Genomic DNA, 15,848 nt, shown 5'->3' on the forward strand with positions numbered 1-15,848 from the left:
CGCTCGTCCCCGAAACGGCAACCGCGTTCCCGCTTCCCGCGCCATCGCCTGCCTGGACGCCCCTGTTCAGTAACAGAGCGTGTGCACAGCCCTGTTCATGACCTTGGCACTGAAGAACCGTCTCCACCTGGGGCGTTGAGAGAAGGAACGGTTGCTCTGGGGGCGGCCGGGTCAGAGGAGACCGGCGATGTCCGTGACACTCGCCACGCTCCGTCGTTGAACTGCCGTAGACGCGTGTGCACGGTCCGCGCCCGCTCCGCCGCCCCGCCACTCTGGAGATGCCGTTGCTCGGTCACCCCTTGCCCTCCTCGTCCAAGCCGGGGATCGCGAGCTACGCGGCCCCCTCCCTCGGCTACGCGCTCTTCGCCACCCGCTGGCTCCAGGCCCCGCTCTACTTCGGTCTGGTGGCGGCCCAGGGCGTCTATGTCTACAAGTTCTTCAACGAGCTGTGGCACCTGGTCGCCCACATCATCAGCGGCCATGTCAACGAGACCCATGTGATGCTCGCGGTCCTCAAGCTGGTCGATGTCGTGATGATCGCCAACCTGCTGATCATGGTGATCGTCGGAGGGTACGAGACCTTCGTCTCGCGCATCGGCCTCCAGGGCCACCGGGACCAGCCGGAGTGGCTCTCCCACGTCAACTCCAATGTCCTGAAGGTGAAGCTGGCCACCGCGATCGTGGGGATCTCCTCGGTCCATCTGCTCCAGATGTTCGTGGACGTCGACCACACCGAACAGCACTCGCTGCTCTGGGGGACGGTGATCCACATGGCCTTCATCCTGTCGGCGGCGATCCTCGCCTATATGTCCGGGCCGATGGAGTCGCGCAACTACCAGCCCCCGGGCCCCGGCGGCGGCACCCGCGCCCCCCGCCCGCCCCGGCCGTCGTCACCCACCCAACTGATCATCTCGGAACGGGCCCTCCCGGAGGGGCTGACCGGCTCGATGACGCTGCGCGACCTGCTGCCCGCGCAGTCCACCGGCGAACCCCGCCCCGCCGCCGACGGCGTGATCGTCCAGGACCGCAACCCGGTCGTGAACACCGCGAAGGCCGGGCACGCGGGCAGCGCGGGGGTGAGCGGCGACGGCGAGGGCACCGGGACCCGGGTCACGGACCCCGCCCGCGCGGCCGGCCCGGGCGCGTACGTCCCGCATCAGCAGTCCTACCAGCAGTCCCACCAGCAGTCCTACGAGCAGTACCCGCGCTACCCGGAGCGCGCGGAGTACGGCGGGTACGGGGACCACGGGCATCACCCGGAGCGGCCGGAGCGGCGGGGGACCGCCGCCGAGAACCGGATCCGCGCCGCCGGCTTTCCCGTCCGGACCTCGCTGGAGGAGTTCGACACCCACGACGGCTCGCAGCCCGACCGGGAGACCGTCGACCGGCTGGGCCGGCTGGACTTCCTGCGCGGCCGGGGCAACGCCGTCCTCGTCGGCCCGCCCGGCACCGGCAGGACCCGGCTGGCGGCCGGCATCGGGCTGCGGGCCTGCCAGGCGGGGCACGAGGTGCGGTTCGCGACCGCCGCCGAGTGGGTCGCCCGGCTCACCACCGCCCACGCCGACGGCCGGCTCACCGAGGAGCTGGCAGGACTCGACCGGTACGCGCTGATCGTCGTGGACGGGATCGAGTACGTCCCCGGCGACCCGGAGGCGACGAACCTGCTCTTCCGGCTCGTCTCCCACCGTTACGAGCGGGGCTCCGTCGTCGTCACCGGCGACCGGGCGCCCGGCTACTGGGGCGAGATCCTCGGCACCGGCCCGGTGACCTCCGCGCTGGTGGACCGGGTGACCCACCACGCCGAGGTCGTCACCCTCCGGGGCGACGGCCGGGCCCTGGTCGCCGGACCCGACCTCCTCTGATCCCTCCGCTGTGCCCCCGGCCGCCCGCGCGGCCGGGGGCACAGCCAAACGGCTCCTCGGGGCGGGTCAGCGGGCGCGCAGCAGCGGCAGCACGTCCCGCAGGTCGTCCGTGTCCAGGACGTGATCGGCCGCCGCGCGGGCCTCGGCGCCGGCGTTGAGCGCGATCGACGTGCCGACCGCGCCGAAGAGCGGCAGATCGGTACGGGAGTCGCCGATGGCCGCGACCTCCGCGAGCGGGATCCCGCGCGTCCGGCACCACTCCTCGGTGAACGCCCGCTTGTCCTCCTCGTGGAAGTGCCGGTCGACCCGGCCGGAGAGCGCGCCGTCCACCAGGTCCATGCCGGCCCCGGCGACGGCGGTGAACCACGGCCGGTGCTCCAGCTCCTCCACGGCGAACTGCCAGGCCAGTGTGGTCAGGAGCAGGGTGCAGCCGCCTTCGGTGAGCGCGCTCAGGGTCTCCTTCACACCGGCGATCCAGGGGACGCCGGCCAGTGGCGCCCGGTACCGCTCGGGTGTCACCCCGCGCAGCAGTCCCGCCTCCCGGACGGCGAACTCGTGGTTGTCGATGCGGTGGTCGTCGTAGAGATGTTCCAACTCCTCGACCACGGGCCGGTGGCCGAGAGCTTCGGCGAGGACCAGGGAGAGGGTGGTGCCCCGGATCAGGGTGCCGTCGAGGTCGAAGACGATCACGGGGTGTCGGAAGGTCATCGCGGTGACTCCAGGCGGTCGCGGGCGGTCGCGGGCGGCTCGGTCCCAGTGTTCCGTACCGCTGTACCGACGCACTGGGGCACCGGCGCACTGGCGTTCGGGATCGTCGTACTCCGTCGCTCCCCCGGGTGATTGACGCACAGTGACGATTCGCGGTGCCGTACGGGCGGCGGCGTCAACGTCCGCGAGGTCAGGGCCGGGAGCCCGTCCCGGACGGTTGCGAGGAGTGATCGACTGCGGTGGGTCAGCGCACAGCGCACCGTCCAGGCAGCCACCGGAGGCCACCCCATGCACGCCCTCGACCGCCGTACCCCGAACGCACTCGCCGCCATGATCCTCGCCCTGGCCTGCGGGCTCGCCGGGACGGCCGCCGCCGCGCCCCGGACCGTCTCCGGCGACGGCGGGGACCGCGTCGGTGTCCTGCGCGCCCGGGGCGAGGCGTATGTGAAGCAGGGCGGCCTCGGCGCCCCCTGGATCCGCGCGGCCGGGGACGTCAAGCAGATCGCCCTCGCCAAGGACCGCGTCGGCGTGGTCACCGGCGACGGCGTCGCCTATGTCAAGGACGGCGGCCTGGGCGCCCCCTGGGTCCGGCAGGCCGACGACGTACGCGGGATCGCTCTCGCCGGTGACCGGATCGGCGTCCTCAAGGACAACGGCGAGGCGTATGTGAAGGAGGGCTCGCTGACCGCGCCCTGGACGCTCCAGGCCGACCGGGTCAAGGCCCTGGAGCTGGCGGCCGACCGGATCGGCGTGATCAAGGGCAATGGGGAGGCCCAGGTGAAGCAGGGCTCGCTGACGGCGGGCTGGGTGACGCAGTCGGCGGACGTCGTCGACCTCGACCTGACGGACGACCGGGTCGGGATCGTCCAGCGCGACGGCGAGGCCTTCGTGAAGAAGGGCTCCCTCGACGCGGGCTGGGTGCGGCAGTTCACCGACACGCTCCAGCTGGAGCTGTCCAAGGACCGGATCGGGGTGCTGCGGGACACCGGTGAGGCGTACGTGAAGGAGGGCGACCTGGATGCCGGCTGGGTGCGGCAGGCGGCCAACACCCTTCAGATCGCCCTTTCCGGCGACCGCGTCGGGATCGTCCGGGGCGACGGTCAGGCCCAGGTGAAGGAGGGCGACCTGAACGCGGGCTGGGTGCACGAGGCCGACGGCGTCACCGAACTCGCGCTCTCCTGAGGCCTGGGCCCTGGGTCCGGGGCCCCTGAGGCCTGGGTCCGACGCGGGGACGTCAGCGGGGCCGGCCGGTCAGCACCACTCGACGTCCTCGTGGTTGGCGACGATGCTCACCTCCAGCTCCCCGTCCGCCACCCCGTCCACCGTGAAGTACGCCGTGCTGGAGCCGATCTTCTTGGTGAAGCACCCCTTCCGGGAGGTCGGCCGCCAGCCGTTGGCGGGCGCGGCCTCCCGGTAGTGGGCCGCCGCATTGGCCTCCGTCCTCGCGTACGCGTACCGGTTCCCCGCGTACACCCACAGATCGTCGTCGTCGCACCCGGTGTACGCCCGGGGGCCGGCGGTCCCCGCCGGGCCCGCGTCCAGCAGGGGATCGGTGGCGAGGACCTTCGCGAGCCGGTCCTCGCGGTCCCGGCAGCCGTACTCGAACAGGAAGTACCAGGCGGACGGCCCCAGCAGCGTCCCGAACAGGCCCAGCACCAGCACCAGGGCCGTGATGCCGGCGACCCGATTCCTCTTCCTGGCCGCGCCCGCGCCCGTGTCCGTGTCCGTATCCGTGTCCCCGTGTGTCCTCATGCGCCGGGACGCTAGCGCATGTGATCACCTGCGCTCGAACCGATGTGCCGATGTGCCGATATGCCGATGTGCGGTCAGAAGGGGATGGGTACGGCGGCCGGGGCCCGGAACGCCGGGGCGTTCTCCCGTACCCACTCCCCGAAGGTCCGGGCCGGGACCCCGTGATCCGGCGGACGGTGTCGCGCACCGCGCTCAGCCCGTCGTTCAGGTCGCCGCCGGTGATGTCGAGGACGGCGTCGGCGGCCTCGTCCCCGAGGAGTCCCGCCAGCTCCCGATGGGCCTCGTCCCGTCCGATCCCGGCGAGTTCGATCTCGCGGCCGAGCGCGTCCCCGATGGCCGCGAGCTGCTGCCGGGGGGTGACCGTGGCCGGTCCGGTGAGTTCGTACGTACGCCCCCGGTGTCCCGGGGCGGTCAGCGCGGCCCGTGCCACGGAGGCGATGTCGGCGGGGTGGATCGCCGGGAGCCCGGTGTCCGGGTGGGCGACCCTCACCGTCCGGCCCGCGCGGACGGCCGGTGCCCACCACAGCGCGTTGGACGCGAACTGGGTGGGCCGCAGCACCGTCCACGCCATCCCGCTCTCCTTCAGCAGCCGTTCGACCGCCAGGTTGGGGTCCAGCCAAGGTGAGCCCAGAAAGGGCAGTGGGATGATCTTGAGGTGAAGCAGCCCGCCCCCTGATCTCAGAACGTCCTCACGAGCCCATGGCGCGGCCGGGACGGGCCGGCAGGAGCCCTCCCCCCCACTCCTCTCCCCGCACGCGCCCCTCGGAAAAGTCCAGCAGCGGCCCGGAGGGGCGGGCGTCCAGCCGGTGCGCCGCGGTCGACGGACTGCCCGGCACCGGCCCCTGGGTCACTCGGCCGGTGCGCGGGCCGAAGGGGCCGGTCGCTCAGGTTCCGCCGGGTTTGCCCGTCGAGACCAGCAGGAGGACGGACGAGCCCGGTGCCACCGGTTCTGCGCCGCCCCGGGGCTGACTGCTGATCACCTGTCCGGCGGGAGCGTTCCAGTCCGTGTGCCGCATGACCGTGCAGCTCAGTCCGAGTCCGCGCAGCAGGCTTCCGGCCTGTTCGACCGGCATGCCGGCCAGGTCCGGCAGCGCGATGCCCGCTCCCGTGGTCTGCTCCTGCTCCTGTGCCGGAGTCGCATCGGCGCTTCCGCTCTTGGGGGTGCCGGTGGCGAGCGGGGTGCACGCCCCGTTCGCCGGTGCGGACAGGGACGGGGAGGCGCCGGGCGCGGGCGGCACGGGCTTCAGCGCGAAGAACCCCACCGTGGCGCCCGCCAGCACGCAGCACGCCGCAGCGGTGCCGAGGAGCGCCCGGCGGGTGCGGCTGCGGCTGACGGCTCGCTCGATCGCGGCCGCGTCGACGACCGGCGCCGTCGGCCCGTCGGCGAAGGAGGCCACCGCGGCACGCAGCTCGGCTTCGAGGCCCGGCTCGAACGGGGCCGGTCCGGACGACGTGTTCCTCACTTCGTACCTCCGAAAGCGGCCGACGGCGTGTGCGGCGCCTGGGCGCCCGATACGGAATCGCGCAGCTTGGCCAGGCCGCGGGCGAGCTGGGACCTCACCGCACTCGAAGAGATGTCCAGGACGTCGGCGACCTGCCGGGCGTCCAGATCGTGCAGGTAGTACAGGACCACCACGCTGCGCATGCCCATCGGCAGCCCGAGCAGTGCCTCGATCAGTTCCGCGCGCAGATCCACCTGCCCGAACCGGTCCCGGGGGTCGGCCGTCTCGGGCACCCCCGACAGCCCGGGGCGCTCGCCCCGGCGCGACAGCCGCCGCCAGCGGTCGTTGGCCAGGTTGACCAGCACTTTGCGCACGTACGCCTCCGGCGAGTCCGCCACCGCGACCTTCCGCCACTGTCGGCACGCCCGCTCCAGCGTCTCCTGCACCAGATCCTCGGCCACGTGCACGTCACCGGTCAGCGCATACGCGGTGCGGAACAACGCTCCCGACCGCTGTGCGACGAACTCCGTGAATCCGATGCCCGGACCGCTCCTGCGAAACCTCACCCGCCGACCTCCTCTCCTCGTCCCGTCCCGATCACTGCCCCCATGACGGCGGAACGGGGCCGGGTGCTGCACCGAGCCGCCGGCAGTGACGCGAATCACAGCCGGGATGGAAGGGTGTCCCAGGACCTCGCGCCGCTGCCGCCCGGGGTGCGGGCGGGGCCCGGCGAAGCGGAGGGCCGCCGGGCGGGCGGCCCGCAGTCGGCCGAGAAGAACGGGGGCGCCTCTTGCCAGGTACTACGTTCGCCGACGTCGGCGACGGACAGGGCCAAGCCCTCGGTGGTGGGCCCGGAACGCGGGCTCACGCCTTCAAGATCGTCTCACTGCCCCTTCTGGGCTCACCTTGGCTGGACGCCAGGTTCTCGCGGGCGGGCCCGAGGTGCGGATGGGGTCAGCGCGGTGATCGACGACACCAGCACCACATGCTCCACCCCCGCCTCCCGGGCCGTCGCGAGCACCCCGGCGTCGTCGCCCAGACCGGGTACGAGGACGAGCGCCCGCACCCCGACCAGCGCGGTCGGCAGCGACTCGGGCCGGGTCGGATCGCCCCGTACCGCGTCGACGCCCCGGGGGAAGGCCGCCCGCGCGGGGTCGCGGGTGAGGGCGCGCACGGGTTCGCCGCCGTCGGTGCTCAGCTGTCGTACGAGGGCACTGCCGATGTTTCCGGTCGCCCCGGTCACCAGGATCATGGTCGCCCGGTCCGTTCTGTCACCGGCGGGCGGATACCCGCATGGCCGCGACCGTAGGACGTCCACCGAAGTTGAGGTCAAGCGCCGGACGAGCAGGACCTGCCGTCAGGGTGCGGCGGTACGGGCCCGTACCAGGCCGGATTCGTACGCGGCGATGACGGCCTGCGCCCGGTCCCGGGCGCCCAGCTTGGCGAAGACGCTGGTGACGTGGTTCTTCACGGTCTGGACGCCGATCCCGAGATCGTCCGCGATGGCCGTGTTGTCGAGCCCCGTGGCGATCAGGCGCAGGATCTCCGTCTCCCGGGCGGTGAGGCCGTCCAGAGCCACCGCGAGCGGCGACGCCGGCGGGGACACGAACGAGCCGATCAGCCGGGTCAGCAGCCGGGGCGCGACGACGGCCTCGCCGGAGTGGACCGTACGCAGCGCGTTCGTCAGCTCCTCGGGGGAGATGTCCTTCGGCAGGAAGCCGGAGGCACCGGCCCGCAGCGCCCGCAGGACCTGCTCGTCCATGTCGAACGTGCTCAGCGCGAGCACCCGGCAGCCGGGCAGCTCGGCGGTGAGCCGCTCGGTGGCGCGTATGCCGTCCATGACCGGCATCTGGAGGTCCATCAGGACGACGTCGGGGCGGAGGCGGTGGGCGGCGGCCACGGCCTGTTCGCCGTCGTCGACCTCGCCGACGACCGTGAAGCCGGGCGCGCAGCGGACGATCAGCGCGAGTCCCCGCCGTACCAGGAGCTGGTCGTCGGCGATCAGGACGGTGATGGGGCCTGCGGGCCGCCCACCGTCCTGCTCGGGGGCGCTGTCGTCGGGTGCTGCCTGTGCGGCTGCGGTCATCGGGGCCGTACCTCCTTGGTGTCCTTGTTGTCTTCCGGTGTCCCGGTGGCCGGTGTTCCAGTGTGCAGGGGCCGGGGGCGTTCCACAGTGGTGGTGGCCCCCCTGTGGGACGCGCGGTTCAGGCGGGAGCGTCCGTGGCCTGCGGGTGCGGTGCGAGCGGCAGGGTCGCCACCACCCGGAAGCCGCCGCCCTCCCGGGGTCCCGCGTCCAGCGAGCCGCCGTGCACGGCGACCCGTTCCCGCATGCCGAGCAGCCCGAATCCGCCGCTGACCAGCCCGTGCGCGCCGCCCGCGCCGGGACCCCCGTCGCCGCCTCCGCCGTCGTCGGTGATCTCCACGACGACGCTGTCCGGGCGGTAGTCGAGGTGGACGCGGGCGCGGGCGGCCCCGGCGTGCTTGCGGGTGTTCGTCAGGGCCTCCTGGACCAGCCGGTAGAGCGTATGGCCGACGGTCGCGGGCAGCGCCGGCCGGTCGCCCGTGATCCGCAGGCCGACCGGGAGCCCCGACACCTCCGACTCCGCGACCAGCCGCCGGATCTCGTCCACACCGGGCCGGGGGCCGGACGCCGCCTCGTCCGGGCCGTCGTCGCTGCGCAGCACCCCGAGCAGCTGACGCATCTCGCTCAGCGCGGTCCGGGCGGAGTCCTCCAGCGTCACCAGGGCCTCCCGGCTGGCGTCGGGATCCCGTTCCAGCGCCGACCGGGCGCCGCCGGACATCAGATACATGGTGGTGATGTGGTGGGCGACCACGTCGTGGAGTTCGCGGGCGATATGGCGGCGCTCCTGGGCCACGGCACGTTCGGCGAGCAGCCGGCGGTTCAGCTCGACCTGGTGGCGGTAGCCGCGTACGGCCGTACCGACGACGATCACCATCGCGACGGCGATCACGTCCGAGAAGACCGCGAGCCCGGGGGAGAGGAGGCGGTCGCTGCCGACCCCGCGCAGGAACTCCACGCCGAGCACGGCGACACCGGAGACGGCGATGACCGCCCGGCCGCGGTGCAGGGCGACGGTGTAGAGGGCGACGCTGACGGCGGTCGGGAAGCCATGGCCGACGGGGGAGAACACGGCGGTGAGGGCGAACAGGGCCAGGACGCCCGCGAACACCGCGACCGGATGGCGGTGGCGGGCGAGGAGCAGGAGGGGAGCGACGGCGAAGAGGGCCAGGACGGGGGCCTCCACCACCGGTCCGAAGGTGCCGCTCGACCCGATGTAGTCGATCCACTCGATCGCGATGGTGGCGAGGACGATGAGCAGGTCGTTGCGGGCGAGGGAGACGAGGGGCGGCCGGGGCGGAACCGGGCCCGCCGGGGCATGGGGGGCGGAGCCCACGGGCTGGTCGGGACCCATGGGGTCGCTCCTTCGGTGTGTGCGCGGACAGGTGTGTCCGCCGGTGGTCTGTCGGTCCGTCCGGTCCGTCTGATCTGCCTGGTCTGCCTGGTCCTTCCGGTCCGGCGGTCCCATCAGGTCTGCCGGTCCTTCCGGTCCTTCCGGTCCCGTCGGCCCTTCCGGCCCCGCCGGTCCTTCCGGTCCGGGTCGGGGACGGGGGTACCCAGGACCTGGGTACCCCCCACCAGGATGGACCGGACCCGGGTCCCGGAGCCAGTCCGTCCCGCAGGCCGATGCCCGCCCGGTCCCGGGGTGATGACCTGGAAGGAGTCCATCCGCCCCTGCCCGACACCCGGGAGAGAACCCACATGGTCCGCAGACTCACCTCCTTCGCCATCCGGAGGCGATGGGTGACGATCCTCGTCTGGGTACTGATCGGCGGCGCCCTGAGCGTCGTCGGTCCGTCGATGACGCACCGCGTCACCGAATCACGGACGGGGGAGTTCCTGCCCGGGAGCTACGGTTCCGCGGCCGCGCTGGAGATCGCGGAGTCGGAGTTCGGCGTCACACCCGACGGGAACGCCGCGACCCTGCTCGTGGCCCGTACCGACGGCGGCCGGCTCACCCCCCAGGACCGGGAGGCGGTCGCCACCGCGGCGGCGGACCTCGGGAAGCGGCGGATCACGCCCCCGAAGTCCGAAGAGCCGTTCATGAAGGACTACGCGCAGACTCCCCGGGTGACCCCGGGGCCGCTCGCCCCGGACGGCACGTTCCAGCTGCTGACCGTGTCCCTCACCGGGAACCCGAACGACCCCGGACTCCAGGAGGTCCACCGGGAGCTGCGGACGGCGACGAAGGAGGAGTTCCGCGAGCACGGCCTGCGGGCCGGCTTCACCGGCGGGATCGCCGACAGGGTCGACGCGATGGACGCGGGCGAGACCCGGCAGAAGGTCATCGGCGCCCTGACGGTCCTCCTGATCGTCCTCCTCAACGTGCTGGTGTTCCGCAGTGTGCTGGCCGCGCTGCTGCCGCTGATCGCGGTGGCCATTGTGGGCGGCGCGGCGGCGGGCGCCGTGGCGGGCACGGCGCTGCTCCTCGACATCCGGCTCGACCCCTCGACGCCGTCCCTGACCCATGTGGTCCTGCTCGGCATCGGCATCGACTACTTCCTCTTCCTCCTCTTCCGGTTCCGGGAACAGCTGCGGGCCCACCCGGACCAGTCGGCCGCCGAGGCCGCCGCCGTCGCCTCCGGCCGGGTGGGCAACGCGATCGCGTCCGCGGGACTGACGATCGTCGCCGCGTTCGCGACGCTGGGCGTGGCGAGCTTCGGGCAGTTCCGGGTGCTGGGGCCGGCCATCGCCGTCTCGGTCCTGGTGATGCTGCTGGGCAGCCTCACCCTGATGCCCGCGCTGCTCGCCGTCACCGGGCGGGGCATGTTCTGGCCGGCGCGCGCCTGGAAGCGGGAGCCGGCCGCCGGGCGGGCCGCCCGCCTCGGCGAGGCCGTCACCCGCCGACCGGTGCGGTACGTCCTGCTCTCGCTGGCCCTGCTGGGCGTGCTGTCGGCGGGTGCCCTCGGCATGCGGATGACGTACGACCCGAGCGGCGGGGACCGGACCGAGGCGGTGAAGGTCGCGGAGGAGATCTCCCGCTCGCTGCCGGCCGGGGCGACGGACCGGCACACCCTGTACGTACGGAGCGAGAGCGGCGCCACCCTCGACCGGGCCGCCCTCGCCGACCTGGCCGGGGCCGTCGGCCGCACCGAGGGCGTGGGCCAGGTCGGGCGCCCGGAGATGAACGAGGACGGCAACGCCGCCCGTATCGACGTCGCCCTCACCGTACGGTCCGACACCCAGCGGGCCCGCGACCTGATCTCCGGACCCGTGCGCACCACGATCGGGGAGCACACCCCGCGGGGCACGGAGGCGCACATCACCGGGACGGCCGCCGTCTTCGCCGATGTCGCCACCGCCGTGGAGAAGGACCTGCGGGTGGTCTTCCCGGTCGCGGCGGCACTGATCGCGCTGATCCTGCTGGTGCTGCTGCGCTCCCTGGTGGCCCCGCTGGTGCTGCTGCTCTCCGTCGGGCTCGGCTTCGCGGCGACCCTGGGGGCGTCCACGTTCCTGTTCCAGCACACGCTGGAGCGGCCGGGGGTGATGTTCACGCTGCCGCTGGTGCTGTTCCTGTTCGTGGTCGCGCTGGGCACCGACTACAACATCCTGATCAGCGACCGGATCAAGGAGGAGATGGAACGCCCGGTGAGCACCCGGCGCGCGGTCGCCGACGCGATCCGGCACACGGCCCCGGCCATCACCACGGCGGGGCTGGTGCTCGCGGGCTCGTTCGCGAGCCTGGCGGCGGACCCGATGACGCAGGACGTGGGCTTCGCGACGGCGCTGGGGATCACGCTCTCGGCGCTGGTGCTCTCCCTCGTCCTGGTCCCGGCGCTGGCGGTGCTCTGCGGGCGGGCCTTCTGGTGGCCGCGCCGCCCGGCGGCCCGGGTGCCGGTGGCGCCTGCCGCGTCCGGGGAACGCGTACCGGTGGGGTCCGCGCCGGCGCCCGCCACCACCCGGTACGAGCCGACCGCGTACGAGCCGACCGCGTACGAGCCGACCACGTACCAGCGTCCGGCCTATGAGCCGCCTGCGGCGCCCTCCCCGTACGAGCGCTGACGAGCGGTGGCGAGCGCTGCCCCGGGCCCGTCCGACGGGCCCGGGGCAGCGCTAATTCCGTTGACGCGGCCGGAGCCCCTCCTGCTAGCCTGACAAAGGAGCTACCGTTCTGCTCACCTATCTGTGCTTATCTTCCGTTTCGCTACGTTCCGGGCTTCCGGCCCGATCGAAGAGGGTGTCTTGATGTCCCGGACCGCGCCGAGTGCGCCTCGTCCTGCCGCGTAACCGTCCGTCTCTTGCGCCCCGCCGCTCCGGCGCGGCCGCCGGATGTGTTCCCGGTCCCTGACCCGGCCCCGCCACGGGCCCGTCGAGGCCACTCGGCCTGCTCTTGCTGCCATGAACGACCTCCCAGCAAGGAGCACCCCGGGTGTCCAGCAACACCACTCAGCACATACTGAAGATCGAGACCTTCGCCTGCGCCTGGTGCGGTCTCACCGTGTCCGCCCGCGCCGCCGACAACACGCCGCGCAACCACTGCCCGTCGTGCCTGCACTCCCGCCATGTCCTCGACCACGTCGAGGGTGGCCCGAGCCAGTGCCACGGCCGGATGACCCCCATCGCCATCGCCGTGCTGCGCACCGGCGACTGGATGGTCGTCCACCGCTGTGTCCGCTGCGACGAGCTGACCTCGAACCCGATCTGCGCGGACGACAACCAGCTCATCCTGATGCGCATGGCCGTACGCCCGCTGGCCCAACCACCCTTCCCGCTCGAAGCGTTCGGAACGCTCTGACTCGGGAAGGAGAGCCACCGCCATGCCACGACGCAAGCCCGCCCGTGCCCGCGCCCGCTCCGGCTCGGGGCCCCGGCGCCCCCAGCGCCACAAGGACGTCCTGCACGGCAACGGCCGCCACCGCGCGAACGACTTCCGCTGTGCCGGCTGCCGCCTGGACGTCCCCCTGACCGCCCCGGGCACCGCCCACCGCAACCACTGCCCGCACTGCCTGGCCAGCCTCCATGTCGACCGCAGGATCCCGGGCGACCGCGCCTCGGACTGCCACGGCCGGATGGAACCCCTCAGCATGTCCGTCCGCCCGGACGGCGAATGGATGATCATCCACCAGTGTCTGACCTGCGGCGAACTGAGCGCCAACCGCATCGCGGGCGACGACAACCCCCTACCCCTGCTCCACCTGGCCCTCCGCCCCCTCCAATCCCCGACCGTCCCGACCCGCGCACTCCTCGCGCTCTGAGCCGCCCGCCCCGGCGGACCCCCGACTCCGGGGGCCCGCCGGGGCATCGGGCGCGCCCGCCCGCCGTCCCGCTCGGAACGGCCCAGCCCTGCCCTGACCGGCCCTGCTCAGTCCTGCTCAGCCCAGCCGGGCTCAGAACAGCCCGGTGTAGCCCTTCCATCCAGTGCCGATGCGCACCTTCGCGCGGAAGCCGCCCTTGCCGGTGCCGTCGTACCGCCAGAGCACGCCCGCCGCGTCCCGGGCCACCAGGTCGTCCCTGCCGTCCCCGGTCAGATCCCCGACGCCGACGATCGAGGTGAAGCCGCCCCAGCCGGCCCCGATCCGGACCTTGGCCCGGAAGGTGCCGTTGCCCGTGCCCTCGTACCGCCAGAGCACCCCCGCCGCGTCCCGGGCGAGGAGGTCGTCCCGCTTGTCGCCGTTGAGTTCGCCGGCGCCGACGAGCGTCAGCCCCTTCCACCCGGTGGACACGCGCCGGGCCGGCGCGAACGCCCCCTTGCCGTCGGCCTCGTACAGCCGCAGGGCGCCGGTCTTCTTCTCCCGGGCCAGCAGGTCCATACGGCCGTCGTTGGTGAGGTCGCCGGTGGCGAAGGAGTCGAACGCCCCCCAGCCGGAGCCGATCCGCACGGACGGGCTCTTCGGGGTGACGACGGCCCCGCGCGCCGGGCGGTAGGCCCGCAGGGTGCCGGAGGCATCGCGCACCAGCACCTCGTTGGCCCCGTCGCCGTTCAGATCGTCGAACGGGAGCAGCGTCGACGTGGTGGGCCAGACGCCGCCCTTCACCTTCGCCGAGAACGTGCCCGACGCGGTGCCCCGGTGGACGGTCAGCTCGCCCTTGGCCGTACGGGAGAAGAGGTCGACGTATCCGTCGTCACCGACGTGGTCGCGGTGGGCGGCGGGCCGCACGGGAGGCTTGCGGCCGGGCAGCCCCGTCCCCGCCGACCACAGTTGGCCGGTGAAGTCCCCGGTCGACTCGTGCCACACGGCGGTGGTCCGGCCCTGGGGCCCGCCGGTGACCTGGCCGATGGCCACGGCCGACGGCTTGCGGCTGAGCACGGTCGGCGCGGTCCAGACGCCGTCGACCCGCGCGGCGTACCGGAAGGCGCGCCCGGGCGGGCCGCCCGGCTCGGACTCCTGCACCCAGCCCGCGTGCACGGTCCCGTCGGGCCCGATGGCCGCGTCCAGCTGCTCGGAGGTGTCCGGCACGGGCCGCGTCGACAGCGTCCGTACCGGGGACCAGACCCCGGCGGGGGAGCGGGTGGTGGTCCGCACCCCGAAACCGCTCTCCCCGCTGTCCCCCCACACGAGCGTGATCTCACCGTTCGCGGCGACGAGCGGCTCCGTCCGGACCGCCGAATCGGCCGGGCCGACGGTCTCGACGGGACCCCACTGGCTGCTCCCCGCGGGGCGCACGGCGACCCTCAGGGTGGACTCGCCGCCTGAAATGTCGGGCGTGGTCGTCCAGGTGAGCACGGCCGTGCCGTCGGGCCCGCTCGCGGCCCGCGCCCCATGGGGGACGGTCGCGGGCGCGGAGAGCGCCCGGGGCGCCGACCAGGTGCCCGCACCGGCCGCCTTCTCGACCGCGACGATCCGGTTGGCCTGCGGACCGCCCTCGCTCCAGAGGACCGTGGTGGAACCGTCCGCCCCGAAGAGGATCTGCGAGCCGCCCTCCAGGATCTCGGCGGGCGTGTCGTCCAGCCGCACGGGCGCCGACCAGCCACCGGATGCACTGCCCCGCTCGTGGACGAATATCTCGGTGGCCCGCCCGACGAACCGGCTCCAGACCAGCACCGCCCGCCCGCCGGCACCGATCGCCATGACGGGCTCGGCCACACCGGCGCCGCTGACGATGTCCACCGGCGGCGACCAGGCGCTCGCGCCCGGCGCGAGCACCGACGTACGGACGGTCCTGACATCCCCCGTCCGCAGCCAGGTCAGGGCCACGGAGCCGTCGGGAGCGGGCAGCAGCCGGACATCCTGCCAGCCGCCGCGCAGGTCCATGGTGTCGACGAGCGTCGATGCGCCCCAGACGGAGCTGTTCGCGGGCCGCACCGCCGCCCGGATCTGGAGGTCGTACGTCCCGGTGATCCGCTGGTGCCAGACGGCGACGACGGTCCCGTCGGAGGCGGTCACCAGCTCCGCGACCCCCACCCCGTCACTGCCGCCGGTCAGCGCGGCGGGAGGACCCCACGGCCCCGCGACCCCGCTGACCCCGGCGCTCCCACCCACCCCGGCGCTCCCACTGCCTCCGGCCGACGCGGCCACGGCCCCGGGCGCGGCCCCGGCGACGGCCCCCAGGACCAGTACGGGAGCGAGCGACAACCCGAGGGCCCGGCTCAAGGCCCCACTGGGGCGTCCGTCGGCTCTTCTCACGGTTCCTCCACTGCCTGCTGCGGACATGGAGGAACGCGCGGACACCGTCGTCCGGGCCGTGCTCCCCCACACGGTTCCGACCAGATTAGGTGCCGCCTCTGACAACGACCTTGCCATCGCCCTGCCGCGAACGGGCCCCGGGCGCACGGCACATGGAGTCCGCTCACCGGCTCCCCCACCACAGCAGACCGCAGGTGACGAGGGCCGATCCCGTCGCGGCGGCCGCCCCGCGTACGGCACCGAACAGGACGGTCCGCCCGAGCCGGCGGGCGGTCCTCCGATGCGTGTGCCGCGTCGTCCGTGCCATCGCATGTCCTCCCGAGGAGTGTGTGCCCGGCCCTGTCCCGAGCCCTTCGCCCAAGCCTCCGGCCCTCTCGCGGACGCCGTCCCGGGAAGCGGGCACACCGGGCGAACGCCGGTCTACGCTGCTGGTCGGCGA

Annotated in this window: 13 protein-coding genes and 2 pseudogenes; 5 read left to right on the plus strand and 10 right to left on the minus strand. The window is 73.5% G+C overall.

All coding sequences use genetic code 11. The features are described from left to right. Window positions 1-278: 278 nt before the first annotated feature. Window positions 279-1,862, plus strand: a complete 1,584-nt coding sequence (locus tag SYYSPA8_RS16395) for a TIGR00645 family protein (RefSeq protein WP_323447922.1) — start codon at window positions 279-281, stop codon at window positions 1,860-1,862. A 66-nt stretch (window positions 1,863-1,928) separates the two neighbouring features. Here the strand turns inward: SYYSPA8_RS16395 and SYYSPA8_RS16400 are convergent, their stop codons facing one another. After that, window positions 1,929-2,570, minus strand: coding sequence for an HAD family hydrolase (locus SYYSPA8_RS16400; protein WP_323447923.1), 642 nt, complete (start codon window positions 2,568-2,570; stop codon window positions 1,929-1,931). Window positions 2,571-2,858: 288 nt separating this feature from the next. Between SYYSPA8_RS16400 and SYYSPA8_RS16405 the strand changes: the two genes are divergently transcribed. Beyond that, window positions 2,859-3,752: a peptidase S1 gene (locus SYYSPA8_RS16405; RefSeq protein WP_323447924.1), complete on the plus strand. Its 894-nt coding sequence runs from the start codon at window positions 2,859-2,861 to the stop codon at window positions 3,750-3,752. 69 nt (window positions 3,753-3,821) lie between these two features. Here the strand turns inward: SYYSPA8_RS16405 and SYYSPA8_RS16410 are convergent, their stop codons facing one another. The 7 genes and pseudogenes from SYYSPA8_RS16410 to SYYSPA8_RS16440 all read right to left on the minus strand — a co-directional run bounded on the left by SYYSPA8_RS16410 (window position 3,822) and on the right by SYYSPA8_RS16440 (window position 9,198). Beyond that, window positions 3,822-4,322 (minus strand): hypothetical protein, encoded by a 501-nt coding sequence (locus SYYSPA8_RS16410; RefSeq protein ID WP_323447925.1) that lies wholly within the window; start codon window positions 4,320-4,322, stop codon window positions 3,822-3,824. A 74-nt stretch (window positions 4,323-4,396) separates the two neighbouring features. Beyond that, window positions 4,397-4,944: pseudogene (locus tag SYYSPA8_RS16415) on the minus strand (capsule biosynthesis protein CapD); the annotation flags it as partial. Window positions 4,945-5,206: 262 nt separating this feature from the next. Then, entirely contained in the window at window positions 5,207-5,785 is a 579-nt protein-coding gene (locus tag SYYSPA8_RS16420; RefSeq protein WP_323447926.1) for a PASTA domain-containing protein, read from the minus strand. Continuing rightward, window positions 5,782-6,303: a SigE family RNA polymerase sigma factor gene (locus SYYSPA8_RS16425; protein WP_073785247.1), complete on the minus strand. Its 522-nt coding sequence runs from the start codon at window positions 6,301-6,303 to the stop codon at window positions 5,782-5,784. Before SYYSPA8_RS16425 ends, SYYSPA8_RS16420 begins: the two co-directional genes overlap by 4 nt. Window positions 6,304-6,670: 367 nt before the next feature. Then, window positions 6,671-7,016, minus strand: a pseudogene (locus tag SYYSPA8_RS16430) (SDR family oxidoreductase); the annotation flags it as partial. A 105-nt stretch (window positions 7,017-7,121) separates the two neighbouring features. Continuing rightward, complete coding sequence (locus SYYSPA8_RS16435; protein WP_323447927.1) at window positions 7,122-7,850, minus strand: response regulator transcription factor; 729 nt, start codon at window positions 7,848-7,850, stop codon at window positions 7,122-7,124. A gap of 118 nt (window positions 7,851-7,968) precedes the next feature. Continuing rightward, a complete protein-coding gene (locus tag SYYSPA8_RS16440) occupies window positions 7,969-9,198 on the minus strand; it encodes a sensor histidine kinase (RefSeq protein WP_323447928.1) in 1,230 nt (409 codons plus the stop codon). Window positions 9,199-9,545: 347 nt separating this feature from the next. On the opposite strand from SYYSPA8_RS16440, the gene SYYSPA8_RS16445 reads away from it, so the two are divergent. From SYYSPA8_RS16445 to SYYSPA8_RS16455, 3 genes are all read left to right on the plus strand, one after another. Next, window positions 9,546-11,846 (plus strand): MMPL family transporter, encoded by a 2,301-nt coding sequence (locus SYYSPA8_RS16445; protein ID WP_323447929.1) that lies wholly within the window; start codon window positions 9,546-9,548, stop codon window positions 11,844-11,846. A gap of 367 nt (window positions 11,847-12,213) precedes the next feature. Next, on the plus strand, window positions 12,214-12,579 hold the full coding sequence (locus SYYSPA8_RS16450; protein WP_323447930.1) for an RNHCP domain-containing protein: 366 nt from the start codon (window positions 12,214-12,216) through the stop codon (window positions 12,577-12,579). Window positions 12,580-12,601: 22 nt separating this feature from the next. Then, the gene (locus SYYSPA8_RS16455) at window positions 12,602-13,039 is read left to right on the plus strand and encodes an RNHCP domain-containing protein (protein WP_323447931.1); all 438 of its coding nucleotides are present in this window, start codon (window positions 12,602-12,604) and stop codon (window positions 13,037-13,039) included. Window positions 13,040-13,171: 132 nt separating this feature from the next. On the opposite strand, the gene SYYSPA8_RS16460 is transcribed toward SYYSPA8_RS16455, so the two are convergent. Continuing rightward, window positions 13,172-15,376 (minus strand): FG-GAP repeat domain-containing protein, encoded by a 2,205-nt coding sequence (locus tag SYYSPA8_RS16460; RefSeq protein WP_323447932.1) that lies wholly within the window; start codon window positions 15,374-15,376, stop codon window positions 13,172-13,174. 196 nt (window positions 15,377-15,572) lie between these two features. Further along, complete coding sequence (locus SYYSPA8_RS16465) at window positions 15,573-15,716, minus strand: hypothetical protein (protein ID WP_323447933.1); 144 nt, start codon at window positions 15,714-15,716, stop codon at window positions 15,573-15,575. Window positions 15,717-15,848 lie beyond the last annotated feature (132 nt).

It is taken from the genome of Streptomyces yaizuensis (assembly GCF_034961445.1).
Lineage (GTDB): Bacteria > Actinomycetota > Actinomycetes > Streptomycetales > Streptomycetaceae > Streptomyces > Streptomyces yaizuensis.